This is a genomic window from Angustibacter peucedani (assembly GCF_054779595.1).
The window spans coordinates 30970-46668 of the sequence record NZ_BAAGXY010000027.1; the positions used below are offsets into that span (position 1 = coordinate 30970).

Consider the following 15699-nt stretch of genomic DNA (forward strand, 5'->3'; position numbering starts at 1 on the left):
CTCCCCCCGACGCCCCTCGGGGGGAGGTCGCTCGCACGTCCCGGACGCGGCATGCTCGAGGTCGTGACGACCACGTGGAGCTGGCGCAGCCCGCGGGTGCGGCCCGTCGTGATGCGCACGCTGCGCCTGACGCTCGCGGCCGTCGTGTCCTACCTCGTGGCCCTGGCGCTGTTCGACACGCCGCAGCCGCTGACCGGTCCGCTGACCGCGCTGCTCGTCGTCCAGGCCACGCTGTACTCGACGCTCACGACCGGGCTGCGTCGCGTGCTCAGCGTCGTCGCCGGCGTGCTGCTCGCCGTCGTCCTGTCGTCGGTCGTGGGGCTGACCTGGTGGAGCCTGGGCGCCGCGATCGGCGCGTCGATCGTCGTCGGCGAGCTGCTGCGGCTGGGCGAGCACCTGCTCGAGGTGCCGATCAGCGCGATGCTCGTGCTCGGGGTCAGCGGCGCCGAGACGTTCGCGGTGTCGCGGGTGGCCGAGACGCTCGTCGGCGCGGTGGTCGGCGTCCTGGTCAACGTGGTGCTGCCGCCGACGGTGCGCACCCGCAGCGCCACGGGCAGCGTGCAACGGGTGGCGGACGAGGCCGCCGACCGGCTGGACGCCATCGCCGACCAGCTGCCCGACGGCGTCACGGCCGACCAGGCGCGCGGCTGGCTCGACGACGTCCGCGGGCTGAACCGCTACGTCGAGCTCGCCGACCGGGCGCTGCAGGACCTCGGCGACAGCCGGTGGTTCAACCCCCGCGCCGTCGGCACCCTCGACCCCGGACCGGTGCTGCGCAGCGGCTTGGACGCCCTGGAGCACAGCACCGTCGCGCTGCGAGCGCTGTTCCGGTCGATCGCCGACGGCGTGCGCGACAACGAGAACGAGCCCGGTTACGACGACGAGCTGCGCGCGGCCTTCGCCGTGCTGCTGCGCGACCTGGCCGGTGCGGTGCGGGCGTTCGGGGCCGTCGTCCGGGCCGAGGCGGAGTCGGCCGACGGCCGCACCGACGAGCGCGTCACCACGCACCCGGTGCCCGAGCAGCCGCTCGTGCAGTCGCTGGAGGCGTTGCGGGAGACCAGGGCCAGGGTCACCGAGCTGCTCCTCGTCGACGCCGGCTCCGACCCCGGGCTGTGGCAGGTGCGCGGGTCGCTGCTGGCCGCGGTCGAGCGCGTGCTCGTCGAGCTGGACGTCGAGCAGCGGGCGCGGCGCCGGCGCGAGTGGCAGCGCGACGCGGTCGAGCGCCGACGGGCGGCGCGCGATCCTCGGGCCCGGACGGCTAGGGCCGCCAGCCGCTGGCGCGAGCTCGCGGCCCGGGCACCCAGCGGGCCCGCTCGACGTCCCAGTAGCGACCCGCCAGGACGTCGGACTCCCCCATCGCCCGGTCCGCCGGGCTGACGCTCGGCAGCACGCTGTGCCCGTGGCTGAACATGTCGTCGGGGTCGTACAGCGTCTTGGTCGCCCGCAGCCGCGCCTGCTGGCCCATCGACCACGTGGCGCACACCCGCTGGCGGTCGGCCAGGTCGCCGAGCCAGTTGGTGAGCCGCTGCGCGTGGTGCCACGGCGCGAGGGCCACGACCACCGCGGCGGCCGCGGTCGGGGCGACGTCCTCCTGCCCGGGCAGCACCATGCCCACGAGCGACACGGCGTACGCGGCGCCGCGCGCGGCCACGGCGTTGCCGCCCTCCGGCTCGCGAGCCAAGGCGCCGCCCATGAGCCGCACCTCGACCACGGTCAGCGGGGTGCGGGCGCGCGGTCCCGCCACCGCCAGCAGCGCGTCGACCCCGGCCGCCGGCAGGTCGACCAGCGCGACGCCACCGGACCACGCGGGTACCGGTCCCGCCGGGTCGCGGTGCACCTCGTCGGCCTCGGCGTACGGGCGCGTCCGGACGTCGTCCACGAGCGCACGAGCACTGCGCCGCAAGGGTTCCAGCAGCCGGTCGGCCGTCGCCTGGTCACCCATCAGGGCGAACCGCACGTGCACCGACAGGACGCCCCGCAGCGGCTCGGGCACCGTCGGCGCGTCCGGAAGCCGCATCAGCGCGACCGACGACGTCACCTCCTCGGGCAGCTCGGTAGCCCACGCGCGCCAGGCGTGCAGGACGACGTCCGCGGCCTCGCCGGGGAACACGATCGCTCCGGCGGTGAACTCGGGCACCGCCACCAGCCCGACCTCGAGCGCGGTGACGACGCCGAACGAGCCCTTGCCGCCGCGCAGCGCCCAGAACAGGTCGGGCTCGTGCAGCCGGTCGACGGCGTGCAGCCGCCCGTCGGCCGTGACCAGCTCGACGCGGCGCACGTGGTCGGCCGCGAAGCCGTGCCGGCGGGAGAGGAGGCCCAGGCCGCCGCCGAGCGTGTACCCGACGACCCCCACCCCGGACGACGAGCCGCTGAGCGGCGCGAGCCCGTACGGCGCGGCGGCCGCGACCACCTGCGACCAGCGAGCACCGGCCGCCACCCGCACCGTGCGGTGCGCGGGATCGACGACGACGCGGTCCATGCGCTGCGTGCGCACCAGCACGCCGTCGACGAACGGCCAGGCGTCGCCGTGGCCCGTCGCCAGCACGCCCACCGGCAGCCCCTCGAAGGCCGCGAAACGGACCGCGGCGACGACGTCCGCCGTGCGCTCCGCGCCGACGACGACCGCCGGGCGGTGCTGGACGGCCAGGTTGAACCCGGCGCACTCCTGGGCCAGCAGCTCGGGCGGGTCGACCCCGTGCACGAGCACGGGGCCGGACACGCTGTCGCGCAGGGCCTGCAGGCCCCGCCGGTCGAGCGGCGAGAGCGGCCGCGGGACGTGCTGGGCGGGGATGCGGGGCGCGGTCCGGTGCGTCGGCGTCGGTGAACCCGGACCCCCGCGGGCGTCCGGGCGCGGCGTCGACCCCGGTTCGGCGGCGTCGGCCATGCCTCAGCGTGCTCCTCCCGGCGCGTCTCGCGCAGCGAGATCGGCAGATCCGTCGTCGCCGCGCCCTTCACCGCGCCCGCCTCCTGCCGATCATGCAGAGGACGACCCCGACCAGGAGCACCGCCATGACCACCGACACCGGCACGCCGTACGCCGCCGGGCGCCTCGCCGCGCCCGCGCCCCCGCGCGTGCGGATCGGGCGCCAGTCGGTCGTGGACGAGACCGACCGGTTGGTCGGGTACGACCTGCACTTCGCCGGCCCGCACGACGACGAGCGCGTCGGGGAGCGGGACGACGACCACGACCGCCGCACCTGCCGCATGATCACGGCGGCGTTCGGCGACCTGGGACTGGACCGGCTCGGTCACCGCCGCGCGCTGTTCGTCAACGCGCCGAGGCCGTTCGTCACCGGCGAGCTGCCGCTGCCGTTCACGCCGCAGCACGTGGTGCTGCAGGTGTTCGCCGACGTCGAGGTCGACGACGAGGTCGTGGCCGGGCTGCGCGAGATCAAGTCGCACGGCTACCGGCTCGCGGTCGACAGCGGCGTCGTCGGGCCCGCGTTCGAGCAGCTCTTCCCCCTCGTCGACGTGCTGCGCATCGCCGTCCCGGACGCCGACCCCGACCTGCCCGACCTGGTCGACTACGTCCGCTCCGTGGTGCCGCAGGCCGCGTTGCTGGCCGACCGGCTCCCCTCGTGGGTGGCGCTGCAGGCCGCCCGCGCCGCGGGTTTCGACCTGTTCCAGGGCGCGCTGGACGTCGGCCGACCGGGCCAGGAGACGTCCGCACCGGCGAAGGCGGCGGGCGGTCAGGCCAAGCCGTCGCAGGTCGTGTCGCTGCAGCTGCTGGCCGCGCTGTCGGACCCCGACACCCCGCCGTCCGAGATCGAGCGCATCCTGTCGGCCGACCCGGTGCTGAGCCTGCGCATCCTCGGTGCGGTGAACTCGGCCAGCGGCGCCGGCCGCGAGGTCGGGTCGCTGCGCCAGGCCCTGGTGCTGCTCGGCCGCAAGCAGCTGAGCGCTTGGGTGATGCTCGCAGCCCTCGGCGGTGGCGACGGCTCGCGCGAGCAGCTCACCGACGTCCTCACGCGGGCCCGCACCTGCGAGCTGCTGGCCGACCTCGTGCCTGGCCTGGCGTCGTCCACCGCGTACGCCGCCGGGCTGCTGAGCGGCGTCGTCGACCAGCTCGGCGTCGACGCAGCGCAGGTGGCCCGCGAGGCCCGGCTCAGCGCCGAGCTCACCGAGGTGCTGGTGCACCGGGCCGGGCCCGTGGCCGAGCTCGTCGGCGCCGTCGAGGAGTACGACCGCACCGGCGCGGTCGAGGCGCTGCCCGCGAACGACGTCTCGCGCGCCCGGCTGCACGCCCTCGGGTTGGCCATCGCCACCGTCGACTCGGTGATGGGCGACGCCTGACGGCTCGACCGCGTCCCGAACGGTCGCTGCGGCAGACTGCTGCCCATGCCGGGAGCGGAGGAACGGGCCGAGTCGGTCAGCTGGCTCGAGCTGTTCTTCGACCTCGTCGTGGTCGCCGCCGTGGCGGTGCTCACCGAGGGGCTGCTCGACGAGCTGAGCTGGGAACGGGTCGGGCTGGTCGTGCTCTGCTACGGCACGATCTGGGTCTCGTGGTGCCTGACGGTGCTGTACGCCAACGTCGCGCAGGACCAGACGCGGCTGCGCACCATGGTGGTGGCGATGTTCCTCGTGGCCCTGATGGCCGCGAGCACGCCGCTGCACGCCGAGCACCGCGGCAACCTCTTCGTCGGCGCGTTCCTGGTGCTGCGGGTGATGGTGGCGCGCAGCTCGCTGCACACCGGGCGCGTGCTGCAGTCGTTGCCGCTGCTGCAGTTCGGCGGTGCCACCGCGCCGTGGATCGCGAGCCTGTGGGTGCCGGCACCGGCGAAGTACTGGGTGTGGGCCGGGGCGCTGGTGGTCGAGCTGGTGATGCTGGCCCTGCGGGGCGACCAGCGCGACGACGAGATGCTGCAGCGGCTGCGCGAGCGCACGGCCGAGCGCGAGCGGCGGTCGCGCTCGGACCGCACGCTGCCCGAGCTCGTGGCCGTAGACCTCGACCGCACGCACCTCGACGAGCGGCTCGGGCTCTTCGTCATCATCGTGCTGGGCGAGTCGGTCGTGCAGCTGGTGCACGCCGCGTCGGTCGTGCACTGGACCGGGCCGTTCGAGTGGGTCGCCCTCGCGTCGTTCGTGCTGCTGATCGGGCTGTGGCGCAACACCTTCGCCCACGGCTTCACCGGAGCTCCGCACACCTCGCTGGCCGACCTGCCGCCCCGGCTGGGCCTGCCCCTGCACCTGTTCTCGACGCTCGGGCTGGTGCTCGTGGCGGGCGCCCTGGCACTTCAGCTGGAGCACACGACGGGCGAGACGGAGTGGCCGGTCGTGGGACTCCTGTGCGGCGGTCTCGCGACGACGTTCGTGGTGTCGCTGGTGGCCGGGCTGGTCGGCCGGGCGCCGCGCCGGTGGTTGCTGTGGTCGGCCGGGGCACCCCTGGTGGTGGTCGCCGTCCTCGCGGGGGTCGGCCACCTGCTGCACCCGGTGGCGTTCGCGTGGCTGGCCGCCGCTCCGGCCGTGGCCCTCGGCATCTCGGTGCGCCCGCGGGACGGCGGGGCGGCCACCGCGTGACACCGCCGGAGCTCACACCGGACGGGCGGTACGTCGTGGTCGACGGACGCCGGTGGCGGGCCACCGATCCCACGATCCCGGACGACGCGGCCGACCGGCTGCGGCACGGCCTGATGGACGCCCGGCGGGCGGTCGGCGCGGCGCTGCGGGCGTCGGACGAGGCGGCGGAACGCGCTGCGCGGCAACGGGTCCAGGCGATGAAGATGGCGCTGGGTGAGCGTGGCACGCCGTGGTGGGACCAGGCGGACGACGAGCGGCGCGCCCGGTGGGAGACCGGCCTCGCCGCCCTCGACCACGCCTGACCCCCGCCGTCCACCCCAGCTTGCGTCCGAAGATCTGGTCGCCATGGCGACCGATCTTTCGGACGCTGCAGTCTTGCGGGGTCAGCGGCAGGCGGCGGGCTGCTCGTCGGTGGTGCCGACCACGGCGATCGGCAGCCGCAACGGCAGCCTGTACGTGCTGCGCATGCCGAGCTGGCTGACCCGCAGCGGCACCGCGTCGAACTGCTGGAAGCTGCCCTTCGAGAGCCGGCACGTCCCCGTGGAGATCTCCACCCTCACGCCGGCCTCCTGCCCCGCCGGCAGCGTCAGCTCGTCGCGGTAGTCGGCCTGCTCGTGCGAGGAACCGCCGCCCCGGACGTCGGCCGGCGCGAACCCGACGTCGAGCGTCGTCGAGACGCCGCCGGCGTCGTCCACCGCGGGCCCGAGCAGGCGGATCGGGAACGGGCCGTCGTTGCGGACGCTCACCACCAGGGAGGCGGTCGCCCCCTCGCCGTCCTTCATCACCCAGCGCGTGTCCTCGAGTCCGTCGTCCGCCGTCGTCAGTCCGGCCGGGGCGAGGGTGAAGCTGCCCTGCGACAGCTGGCGGTGGTGCCCCCACCAGGCCCAGACCACGAGCAGCACCAGCGCCAGGCCGACCAGCCCGAACGCCAGGGCTCCGTGCCAGAAGAGTCGCGACGGCGGCGGTGGCGCGACGACGTCCGCCGTCTCGTCGAGCGTGGTGGTGTGCGGCACGTCGTCCCCCCGAGGTGTGCGCCGGTGCGGAGCACATCCTGGCTCCGCACTCGCCCGGCGTCCAGCGTTTCCGGCATCATCACCCGCATGAGGACGCCGGGGACGTCGCGCTGGTCGCTGTGGTCGCAGGACTCCGTGCTGTCGATCGGCTCGAAGGGCTCGGTGCTGTCGGTGGGCAGCATCGGGTCGGTGGCGTCGGCGTTCAGCGTGGGCTCGTTCGCGTCGGCGTTCAGCGCCGGGTCGTCGATGTCCTTCGCGTCCTTCGGCTCCTACCAGTCCAACCTGTCGACGTTGTCGCACCAGTCGAACGGCGCGCTGCTGTCGAGCCAGTCGCACGGCACCGTCGTCGCCCGCCGCGAGCACGGGACGTCGTCGGGCGTGGTGCGTCCGCTGACGGTGGCCGGGGTGCTCGTGGCCGCCGGCATCGCCTGGCTCGCGGTGCGCCGGCGCTAGAACCCCGGGGCGGTGCGGGCCCACGGCGCGCGCCGCTCGAGCTGCGCGGCGACGCCCAGCAGCAGCCGCTCCTCGCCGTGCCGGGCGACGAGCTGGACGGCGAGCGGCGTGCCCGTGCCGGGGTGGACGCCGGCCGGCACCGACATCGCCGGGAAGCCGGCGAAGCTCCACGGCGCGGGGTACGGGGCGTAGCGCGCGTTGGCCGCGAAGGTGCGCAGCCACGGACGACGACCCCACCGTGCCGCCTCCACCGGTGGGGCGGCGAGGGTCGGCGTCACCAGCACGTCGACGTCGGCGAAGAAGCTCTCCATCAGCGCCCGGAACGCCTCGCGGTGCTCCGGCTTCGGGTAGCCGCGGCGGCGCATGCGGTCGCCGATGGCGGCGTGCCGGCGCACCGCCGGGTCGAGCTGGCTGCGGTCAAGACCCTCGGCGTCGGCGGAGGCGCCGGCGAACCAGGACGCCAGCAACGGCACCGGGTTCGTCGGGTAGGTCGGGTCGAGCCGGTCGACCCGGTGGCCCGAGAGCTCGAGCTCGCGCACGGTGCTGACGACGGCACGGACGTGCTCGGGGTCCGGCCGCACGCCGAGCACGGGCGGCTTGGTCGAGACCGCGACGCGCAGCGACCGGCTCGGCTCCTCGACGTGGGCCAGGCGCTCGTCGTCCGCCATCACCGACAGCACCAGCGCGGCGTCGGCGAGGGTGGTGGCGAGCGGGCCGTTCTCGGCCAGGCCGTACCAGTCGTTGGCGCCCAGCCCGGCCGGCACCAGACCCGTGCCGGGCTTGATGCCGACGAGACCGCAGCAGGCGGCCGGGATGCGGATCGATCCCATGCCGTCGTTGGCGTGCGCGACCGGCACCATGCCCGACGCGACCGCCGCCGCCGATCCGCCGGACGAGCCGCCCGGGGTGCGCTGCACGTCCCACGGGTTGCGGGTGATGCCGAACGACGAGTCCGTCGTCCCGAACACGCAGAGGTCGGGAGCCCGGGTGATGCCGACGACGACCGCCCCGGCGTCCCGGAGCCGTTGCACCACAGCGTGATCGGCTGCCTGCTGCCGGTCGGACGTCGCCGCCGACCCGTCGCGCATCGGCTCACCGGCGACGGGCACGTTGTCCTTGACCGCGACCGGCACGCCGGCGAGCGGGAGCCGGGCGAGGTCCGCGCGCTCGCCCACGGCCCGGGCCTCGGCCAGCGCCTTGTCGGCGCGCACCACCTGGAACGCACCGAGCCGCACGTCGGTCGCGGCGATCCGGTCGAGCGCCGACCGCACGACGTCCACCGGGCTCGAACGCCCGGCGCGGACGTCGGCGGCGATGGTGGACGCGGTCAGCAGCGGCGGCTCGATCACGCTGCGAGCGTAGGCCCGCGAGCGCCCCGCGTCAGGTGGGTCAGCTCTCGTCGAAGGTCCAGGTCGACCGCAGCTCGACGGTCTCGCCCGGCCCGGCGAACCGGGCAGCCAGCTGCTCGGCGCGCTCCTGGCTCTCGACGTCCAGCAGGAAGAACCCGGCGAGGTGCTCCTTGGCCTCCGAGTACGGGCCGTCGGTCATCACCGGCTGGCCGGCGTCCCAGCGGTAGAGGCGCGCGTGGCGCGGGTCGCCCAGCGCCTCGCCGCCCTTGAGCTCGCCGCTGGCCGAGAGCTCCTCGAGCATCGCGTCGAAGTCGGCACCGAGCCGCTCGCGGTCCTGCTGCGGCAGCGCCTGGTGCTCGGCGACCGTGTCGGACGTCGGGTGGCCCCAGGGCTGCGGGTTGGAGTGGATCATCACGAGGTACTTCACGGGTGGTGCTCCTGTCGGTGCGGGGGCGGCCTTCCCGCCCTCTCGTCCTGGACGTCGGAGCCGCCGGACGGTTCTCGACACGCCTCACCCTGCCAGTTCTCGGGACCTTGGTCCGTGGGGGCGGCTGGCCGACCGGTCGACGCTGGACGTGGCACGAACCGACCGGTCGAGAGGACCTCCCATGCTCAGCACGTCCGTCATGCTCGCGGCGCTCCCCACGCACGAACGCTGGTTCGAGGAGTCGACCCCGGGAGGCGACTGGGGCTTCTACCTGCGCGCGCTGCCGCTGGCCCTGACCGCGCTCGTGGTCGTCGTCACGGTCGCGTGGCGGCTGGCGGCCCGACGGCTGCCGAGCCCCGAGCTGCGCGTGCTGCGGCGCGTCGGCGACCTCACCCCGTGGGTGCCGCGGCTGCTGGGGATCCACCTCGGCGTGGCGCTGCTCGCGCTGGCCGCGACCGGCGCGTTCCTGACGCCGGCGGTCGACGACCTGCACGGAGCGGCGAAGGCCCTGCTGCTGCTCGAGGCCGCGCTCGGCGTCTGGCTGGTGACCGGCTTCCGGCTGCGGCCGGCCGCAGTGGTCGTGCTGCTGCTGGGCCCGGCGCTGGCGCTGTTCGCCGGCGCGATGGCGCTCAGCGAGTGCGCGAACCTCGCCGCGGTGGCCGCCTTCCTCGTGGTGCTGCCGCCGGGTGCGGACCGGCACGGTGCCGTCGCGGGCGCGTCGGCGTCGTCGTCCACCGCGCAGCTGCGCTGGGCGCTGCTGGCGCTGCGGGTGGGCGTCTCGGTCGCGCTGGTGTCGTTGGCCTTCACCGAGAAGTTCACCAACCCGGCGATGGCGCGCGAGACCCTCGAGCACCACCCGCAGCTCGACGTGTTCAACCTGGTCGGCATCCACCTGCCGACCGACACGTTCGTGGTCGTCGCCGGTTCGATCGAGCTGCTGTTCGGGCTGCTCGTGCTGTCGGGCGCGATCCCGCAGGTCGCGGTGCTGGTGGCGGCCGTGCCGTTCAACGCGACCCTGCTGCTGTTCGGCCAGACCGAGCTCGTCGGCCACCTGCCCGTGTACGGCGTCTTCCTGGCGCTGCTCGCCTACGGCTCGCACCCGGCCACCGCTCCCGCGGTCAGCTGGCTGCCGTCCCTGCACGGACGCCGGAGCGCCGATCGGGTGGAACCGGGCGTCGGGAGCACCGCCAGGCGCGCGGTGGCCGCACACTGAACGGGTGGGCAGGACCGGACGCGCGCTGGCGGTGGTGACGCTCGTCGTCGTGCCCGTCGTCGGTGGAGTCGCCGGACCGGCCGCCGCGGCCGTGGACACCAGGGTGGAGGCGCGGGTCGAACCCCAGGCCGCGACGAGTGCGGCCCGCCTCCCGCTCGCCGGCAAGGTCGTCGTCCTCGACCCCGGTCACCACCTCGGCAACGCCCGGCACCCGGCCCAGGTGAACCGGCTCGTCGACGCCGGCGGGGTCCGCAAGCCCTGCAACACCACCGGCACCGAGACCGCTGCCGGCTATCCCGAGTCGGCGTTCGCCATGTCCGTGGCCCGGTCCGTCCGGGCCCGCCTGGTGGTGGCCGGCGCGACGGTCTACCTCACGCGCGCCGACGACTCGGCGTCCGGCTGGGGCCCGTGCGTCGACGTCCGGGGCCGGCTCGGGAACACCGTGCACGCGGACGCCGTCCTGTCGATCCACGCGGACGGCACCCCCTCGCGCTACCACGGGTTCTTCGTGATCCGCCCGGCCGACCGGCGAGGCTGGACCGACGACATCGCCTGGGGCTCAGGCGTTCTGGCCTCCCACGTGCGGTCCGGGCTCGACACGACCGGCCTGCCGCGCGCGAACTACTACGGCGGTGACGGGCTCGACACCCGCGGCGACCTCGGCACGCTGAACCTCAGCGACGTTCCCGCCGTCATGGTCGAGCTCGGCAACATGAAGAACGCCACCGACGCGCGACGGATGCAGGCGTCGTCCTGGCGCGAGCGGGTCTACGCGGCCGGCCTGGCCCGAGGGCTCACCAGCTACCTCCTGCGATGACACCAGGGCACGCGCCCGTCACAAGGTGGTGACCAGGCCGCCGTCGACGCGGACGTCGCTTCCGGTCGTGTTGCCCGACCGGTCGCTGGCCAGGAACAGCACGACGTCGGCGATCTCCTGCGTGGTCGTGAAGCGACCGGACGGCGCCGCCGCCTCCTGCTGCCGGACGACGTCGGCGGGGTCGGCGCCGCTGGCGCTGCCCACCGTCTCGGCGACGCCACCAACGCCAAGCCAGAGGTCGGTGCGCACCGGGCCCGGGCTCACGGTGTTGACCCGGACCGCCGGCGCCAGCTCCTTCGACAGCGACTTGCACACGTTGCTCAGCGCCGCCTTGGCCGCGCAGTAGTCGAGCACGCCCGGATCGGGCAGGTAGGCGTTGACCGAGCTGATCGTCACGATGCTCGCGCCCGGGCGTCCGAGCAGGTGCGGGACGGCGGCCCGCATCGTGCGGACGGCGGCGAGCAGGTTGAGGGTCAGCGCCCACTGCCACTCGTCGTCCGTGATCTGCAGGAAGCCTCCGGTCCGTGGCCGCACGGCTCCGACGTTGTTGACCAGGACGTCGATCCCGCCGCGGGCTGCGGCCGCGGCCACCAGCTCGCCCGGCCCGTCGACGGTGCTGAGGTCGACCGTCACCGGGTGGACGTCGGCGGTGGCGGCGAGCTGGTCGAGCTCCTCGCTGCCGTTCAGCGCTCCCGCGACGACCGTGGCCCCTTCAGCGGCGAGCGCCCGGGTGACGGCCAGGCCGATCCCCTTGCTGGCCCCCGTCACGAGCGCCGTCCGGCCGGCCAGCTCGAGGTCCACGGGTCACAGACCTTGGCGCTGCAGCCAGGCCAGGCAGGCGTCGGCGACGTCCCGCCAGCCGTGGTCGATGGTGAGCGAGTGGGCGCGGTCGGCGAACTCGAGGATCTCGGTGACGGCCTCGCTGTGCCGGTACTGCTTGAGCGTGGCCTTCGTGACCGCCTCGGGCACGATGTTGTCGCGGCCGCCCATCACGAGCAGCAGCGGCCCGCGGCCGGAGTTGTCGGTGTCGACCTTCGCCGGCGAGTGCGGGTTGAAGTTGGCGGCGGCGGCCTCGAACAACGGCTTCCCCGGCGCGGGGATCGCCCACCGCTCGAACAACGCGTCCGACTCCTCCTCGGGGATCGCGTTGCCGAAGGCGAACCGGAACTGCTCGGCCGTGAGCGAGACGGCGCGGTGCTTGTTGGCCGGGTTCTTGAACACCGGAAGGGTGGCCTTCAGCGCCGACAGCGGGAGCGGCAGCACCCCCTTGATCTGCGCGGCGTCGATGGCGACGGCCCCCAGCGCGAGGTCCTCGCCGAGCAGCCGCTGGGCGATCATCCCGCCGAACGAGTGCCCCACGAGCACCGGCTTGGCCGGCAGGTCCTCGATGATCCGCGCGTAGTGCGCCACGACGTCGTCGATGCCGTGGTCGGCGATGGCGTCGGGGTTCGCGCGTGCCTCGTCGACGCTCCCGGGGTCGCCCGGCCACCCCAGCGCGCTGCTCTGGTAGCCGGCGGCGGCGAAGTGCTCGACCCAGTCGTCCCACGAGCTGGCGTGCAGCCACAGGCCGTGGATGAACAGGACGGACGGCTTGTCGGACATGGTCGAGCTCCTCGGTCCTAGGTGTACCGATCGATCTACCCACCTGCGCTGGTTACCGTAGGACCAGCAGCACCCGGTGACAAGAGCCCGCCCACCCCTCGACCTGGAGCCCGCCCGATGACCTCGCCCGCGCCCGCCACCCGCCGTCCGTCGCCCGCGCGCGAACGGATCCTGGCGACGGCCGACCGGCTGTTCTACGACGAGGGCATCCACGCGGTCGGCATCCAGCGGATCGTGGCCGAGGCGGGCGTCACCCGGGTGACGCTGTACCGCCACTTCCCCTCCAAGGACGACCTCGTGGCCGGGTACCTCGGGCGACGCTCGGAGTTCGACCACCGCCAGGTCGACGGGATCGTCCAGTCGCACGCCGACGACCCGCGGCGGGCCCTCACCGAGCTGGCGACGGCGCTGACCCGCGACGACTTCGCGGCGGTGCGCCGTGGCTGCCCGTTCATCAACGCGTGCGCGGAGTTCGACGCCTCGCACCCCACCCGCGAGTACGCCCTCGACATCCGCCGGTGGGTCACCGACCGGCTCGAGGAGCTGCTGGTGCGCGTCGGCCACCGGACGCCGCGCGCGACCGCCGAGCAGCTCATGATGGTGCGCACCGGAGCCGTGGTCTCCGGCGCGCTCGACCGCAACCAGCACCTGAACCAGGACTTCCTGCAGGCCTGGGAGGGGTTGATCGACGCCGGGCTGCCCGACGACGCGCGCTAGCCCGGGATCACCAGTCGGCGCCCTGGCAGCCGCTGCCGCCGGCCTCCTCGACCTGGAGCGTCGCGTGGGCGATCTCGAAGCGCTCGCGCAGCACGGTGCTCGCGTCCTGCAGCACCTGCTGCGGCGACCGCTCGGGCGAGCTGAGGACCAGGTGGGCGGTGGCGACGTCCATGCCGGACGTCAGGGTCCACACGTGCAGGTCGTGGACGTCGCCCACACCCGGCACCGACCCGAGGGCCTCGGTGATCTCGACCGGCTCCATGCCCGCGGGCGCGTGCTGCCCGAGCACCGCGACGACCTCGCGACCCAGCGCCACAGCGCGGACGGCGACGAACACCGCGATAGCCAGGGCGATGCCGGTGTCCCACCACGCGCTGCCGCTGGCCCGCACGAGGACGGCGGCCGCGATGACGCCGACCGAGCCGACGGTGTCGGCGACCACCTCGAGGTAGGCGCCGCGCACGTTGAGGCTCTCGGCCGCGCCAGCGCGCAGCATCACCAGCGAGACGAGGTTGACGATCAGGCCGAGGACGCCGACGACGAGCATCGTGCCGGACGCCAGGTCGGGTGCGTCGCCGATGCGGCCGACGGCCTCGACCACGATGTAGCCCGCGACGGCGAGCATCAGCAGCACGGCCAGGCCGGACGCGAAGACCTCCGCGCGGTACGAACCGAAGGTGCGTCGTCCGGTGCTGTCGGCGCGGGTCGCGATGCGGGTCGCCACGAGGGCGGCGCCGAGCGTCACGACGTCGGCCGCCATGTGCCCGGCGTCCGAGATGAGCGCCAGCGAGCCGGAGACCAGGCCGGCCACCAGCTCGACCACGAAGAAGGCGGCGACGAGCCCGAACGCGACGGCGAGCCGCCAGCGGTGCCGGCCGGCGGCGGACGTCGTCCCGTGGCCGTGGCCGTGCCCGTGACCAGCGCTCATGCCGTCCCTCGTCCGACGTCGCCGCGCATGTCCCGATGCTAACCGCGGGCGGAACCGCCGACCGCGTGGCGACGTCGAACCGCCGCCAGGTCGCTCCGCCTCGTGCCATCCTCGCTCCGACGACGTCGTCCCAGGGGGTTCCGATGCTGCTCCGCACGCTCATCACCGAGGTCACCGACCCGTCCGACCTGGGCTTCGACCCGTCCGGCGACAGCGGGTTCGGCGACACCGGACTCGGGGCCTTCGGCGCCTTCGGCGTGGTCTTCGTGGTCCTGTTCGTCGTCGTCGTCGGCGTGGTCCTCTACCGACTCGTGCAGGGCGGGATGCAGTGGCAGGCGAACAACGAGTCCCCGCTCGCAACGGTGCCGGCGACGGTGGTGACCAAGCGCCAGGAGACCGGCGGCGGCGGGCACGACACCCGGGTCGTGACGCGCTACTACGCGACCTTCCAGCTCGCGTCCGGCGAGCGGCTCGAGCTGCCGCTCGACGGGCGCGAGTTCGGCCTGCTCGCCGAGGCCGACCACGGCCAGCTGACCCACCAGGGCACGCGGTTCAAGGGCTTCGAGCGGTCCGGCGCGCCGTCCGCCGTCCAGGACTCGCCCCAGGACTGAGCGCCGGGTTCCCTATCCTTCGACCAGGGAGCCTGTCATCCGGCCCCCGGGCCTCTAGCTCAACTGGCAGAGCAGCGGACTTTTAATCCGCGGGTTGTGGGTTCGATCCCCACGGGGCCCACGACCGCCACGCGCGTCAGGCGTCGACCGAGCGAGCCGCGCCCAGAGCAGCCACCGCCGCGTGCGGTTGCGGCACGGTGACCGTGACGCGCCGTCCGCTGCGCAGCCGCAGCCTCAGCGCCGGACCGCTGCGCACGGTGCAGACGGTGCGCCACGGCGTCCACCAGAACCCGAAGCTCACCGCCCACCACGGGACGTCGACCACCGAGGCCTCCAGGACGTCGTCCAGCGCGTACCGCAGCCGCGGCCAGCCCACGACACCCCAGTAGATGCTCACCCCCTGCGGCCCGCACGAGGCCCGCACGTCCGACGCCGTCATCACCTCGAGCAGCAGGCCGACGAGGGCCAGGGCCACGACCGCGGTGCCGGTGCGGACGGCCGTCCCGGCGCTCAGCGCGAGGCCGAGCAGCGGGACCAGCAGCACCCCGCTGACGACCACGCTCGGCCAGTTGGTGGCCCGTCCGGTGTACGCAGTGGTGCTCATGACATCTCCTTGACGAGCGTGATGACGTCGGACGGACCGAGCCCGTAGCGACGGGCGAGGTCGATCGCGGCCTGGACGGCGTCGCGGACCGGCGCGAGGTCGCCCGGCTCCGTCGACGCGGCGATGCGGGCACCGCGCCCGCGTCGGAACTCGAGGACCCCGGCGTCGCGCAGCTGCCGGTAGGCCGCGAGCACGGTGTTGCGGTCGACCGACAGGGCGGTCGCCAGCTCGGCCGCCGGCGGCAGCTGCTCGCCGACCGAGAGCTCGCCGTCGCGCAGCCCGCGGACGACGACCGCCGCCACCTGGTCCTGCAGGCGTTGGGCGGAGGTGTGGTCGATGGTCCAGAGCATGGTGCTAATGGTACTAGCACCATCTCGATCTGCCAACCCCACCCGAGAGCGCGGTTCCGCACGGGTCCTCCACAACTGCCCGGCCGTGGCGTCCCCGG

General features: G+C 74.5%; 18 protein-coding genes and 1 tRNA gene. 10 read left to right on the plus strand and 9 right to left on the minus strand.

The window, feature by feature from the left end; genetic code table 11:
• The first annotated feature begins 63 nt into the window (after nt 1–63).
• Nucleotides 64–1377: an FUSC family protein gene (locus ACYVJ4_RS06475; protein ID WP_460459294.1), complete on the plus strand. Its 1314-nt coding sequence runs from the start codon at nt 64–66 to the stop codon at nt 1375–1377.
• Here the strand turns inward: ACYVJ4_RS06475 and ACYVJ4_RS06480 are convergent.
• Entirely contained in the window at nt 1259–2884 is a 1626-nt protein-coding gene (locus ACYVJ4_RS06480; protein WP_460459295.1) for an FAD-binding oxidoreductase, read from the minus strand. The two genes, ACYVJ4_RS06475 and ACYVJ4_RS06480, sit on opposite strands and share 119 nt — an antisense overlap.
• 125 nt (nt 2885–3009) lie before the next feature.
• Between ACYVJ4_RS06480 and ACYVJ4_RS06485 the strand changes: the two genes are divergently transcribed.
• Genes ACYVJ4_RS06485 through ACYVJ4_RS06495 form a run of 3 tightly spaced genes read left to right on the plus strand, consistent with a single transcriptional unit; the run spans nt 3010 to nt 5819 of the window.
• Entirely contained in the window at nt 3010–4293 is a 1284-nt protein-coding gene (locus ACYVJ4_RS06485; protein WP_460459296.1) for an EAL and HDOD domain-containing protein, read from the plus strand.
• Nucleotides 4294–4338: 45 nt separating this feature from the next.
• Entirely contained in the window at nt 4339–5517 is a 1179-nt protein-coding gene (locus ACYVJ4_RS06490) for a low temperature requirement protein A (RefSeq protein WP_460459297.1), read from the plus strand.
• Nucleotides 5514–5819: a hypothetical protein gene (locus tag ACYVJ4_RS06495; RefSeq protein ID WP_460459298.1), complete on the plus strand. Its 306-nt coding sequence runs from the start codon at nt 5514–5516 to the stop codon at nt 5817–5819. Before ACYVJ4_RS06490 ends, ACYVJ4_RS06495 begins: the two co-directional genes overlap by 4 nt.
• An 81-nt stretch (nt 5820–5900) precedes the next feature.
• On the opposite strand, the gene ACYVJ4_RS06500 is transcribed toward ACYVJ4_RS06495, so the two are convergent.
• Nucleotides 5901–6530, minus strand: a complete 630-nt coding sequence (locus tag ACYVJ4_RS06500; RefSeq protein WP_460459299.1) for a hypothetical protein — start codon at nt 6528–6530, stop codon at nt 5901–5903.
• An 87-nt stretch (nt 6531–6617) separates the two neighbouring features.
• Here ACYVJ4_RS06500 and ACYVJ4_RS06505 point away from each other — a divergent pair, with 87 nt between their 5' ends.
• On the plus strand, nt 6618–6983 hold the full coding sequence (locus ACYVJ4_RS06505; RefSeq protein ID WP_460459300.1) for a hypothetical protein: 366 nt from the start codon (nt 6618–6620) through the stop codon (nt 6981–6983).
• Here ACYVJ4_RS06505 and ACYVJ4_RS06510 read toward each other — a convergent pair.
• Together ACYVJ4_RS06510 and ACYVJ4_RS06515 are read right to left on the minus strand one after the other, a co-directional pair.
• Complete coding sequence (locus ACYVJ4_RS06510) at nt 6980–8332, minus strand: amidase (RefSeq protein WP_460459301.1); 1353 nt, start codon at nt 8330–8332, stop codon at nt 6980–6982. The two genes, ACYVJ4_RS06505 and ACYVJ4_RS06510, sit on opposite strands and share 4 nt — an antisense overlap.
• Before the next feature lie 40 nt (nt 8333–8372).
• Complete coding sequence (locus ACYVJ4_RS06515) at nt 8373–8759, minus strand: YciI family protein (RefSeq protein ID WP_460459302.1); 387 nt, start codon at nt 8757–8759, stop codon at nt 8373–8375.
• A 181-nt stretch (nt 8760–8940) separates the two neighbouring features.
• Here ACYVJ4_RS06515 and ACYVJ4_RS06520 point away from each other — a divergent pair, with 181 nt between their 5' ends.
• Nucleotides 8941–9972, plus strand: a complete 1032-nt coding sequence (locus ACYVJ4_RS06520; protein WP_460459303.1) for a hypothetical protein — start codon at nt 8941–8943, stop codon at nt 9970–9972.
• 4 nt (nt 9973–9976) lie between these two features.
• Nucleotides 9977–10789 (plus strand): N-acetylmuramoyl-L-alanine amidase, encoded by an 813-nt coding sequence (locus ACYVJ4_RS06525; protein WP_460459304.1) that lies wholly within the window; start codon nt 9977–9979, stop codon nt 10787–10789.
• An 18-nt stretch (nt 10790–10807) separates the two neighbouring features.
• Here ACYVJ4_RS06525 and ACYVJ4_RS06530 read toward each other — a convergent pair whose 3' ends face one another.
• Nucleotides 10808–11590: an SDR family NAD(P)-dependent oxidoreductase gene (locus tag ACYVJ4_RS06530; protein WP_460459305.1), complete on the minus strand. Its 783-nt coding sequence runs from the start codon at nt 11588–11590 to the stop codon at nt 10808–10810.
• 3 nt (nt 11591–11593) lie between these two features.
• Entirely contained in the window at nt 11594–12391 is a 798-nt protein-coding gene (locus ACYVJ4_RS06535; RefSeq protein WP_460459306.1) for an alpha/beta hydrolase, read from the minus strand.
• A gap of 117 nt (nt 12392–12508) precedes the next feature.
• On the opposite strand from ACYVJ4_RS06535, the gene ACYVJ4_RS06540 reads away from it, so the two are divergent.
• On the plus strand, nt 12509–13108 hold the full coding sequence (locus tag ACYVJ4_RS06540) for a TetR/AcrR family transcriptional regulator (RefSeq protein WP_460459307.1): 600 nt from the start codon (nt 12509–12511) through the stop codon (nt 13106–13108).
• 7 nt (nt 13109–13115) lie between these two features.
• Here the strand turns inward: ACYVJ4_RS06540 and ACYVJ4_RS06545 are convergent, their stop codons facing one another.
• On the minus strand, nt 13116–14036 hold the full coding sequence (locus ACYVJ4_RS06545; protein ID WP_460459308.1) for a cation diffusion facilitator family transporter: 921 nt from the start codon (nt 14034–14036) through the stop codon (nt 13116–13118).
• Nucleotides 14037–14179: 143 nt separating this feature from the next.
• On the opposite strand from ACYVJ4_RS06545, the gene ACYVJ4_RS06550 reads away from it, so the two are divergent.
• Entirely contained in the window at nt 14180–14647 is a 468-nt protein-coding gene (locus ACYVJ4_RS06550) for a DUF2500 domain-containing protein (protein WP_460459309.1), read from the plus strand.
• Nucleotides 14648–14695: 48 nt separating this feature from the next.
• A tRNA-Lys gene (locus tag ACYVJ4_RS06555) sits at nt 14696–14768 on the plus strand.
• A gap of 15 nt (nt 14769–14783) precedes the next feature.
• On the opposite strand, the gene ACYVJ4_RS06560 is transcribed toward ACYVJ4_RS06555, so the two are convergent.
• Nucleotides 14784–15251 (minus strand): hypothetical protein, encoded by a 468-nt coding sequence (locus ACYVJ4_RS06560; RefSeq protein ID WP_460459310.1) that lies wholly within the window; start codon nt 15249–15251, stop codon nt 14784–14786.
• Nucleotides 15248–15601, minus strand: coding sequence for a GntR family transcriptional regulator (locus ACYVJ4_RS06565; RefSeq protein WP_460459311.1), 354 nt, complete (start codon nt 15599–15601; stop codon nt 15248–15250). The genes ACYVJ4_RS06560 and ACYVJ4_RS06565 overlap by 4 nt, the downstream gene beginning before the upstream one ends.
• Nucleotides 15602–15699: the final 98 nt, after the last annotated feature.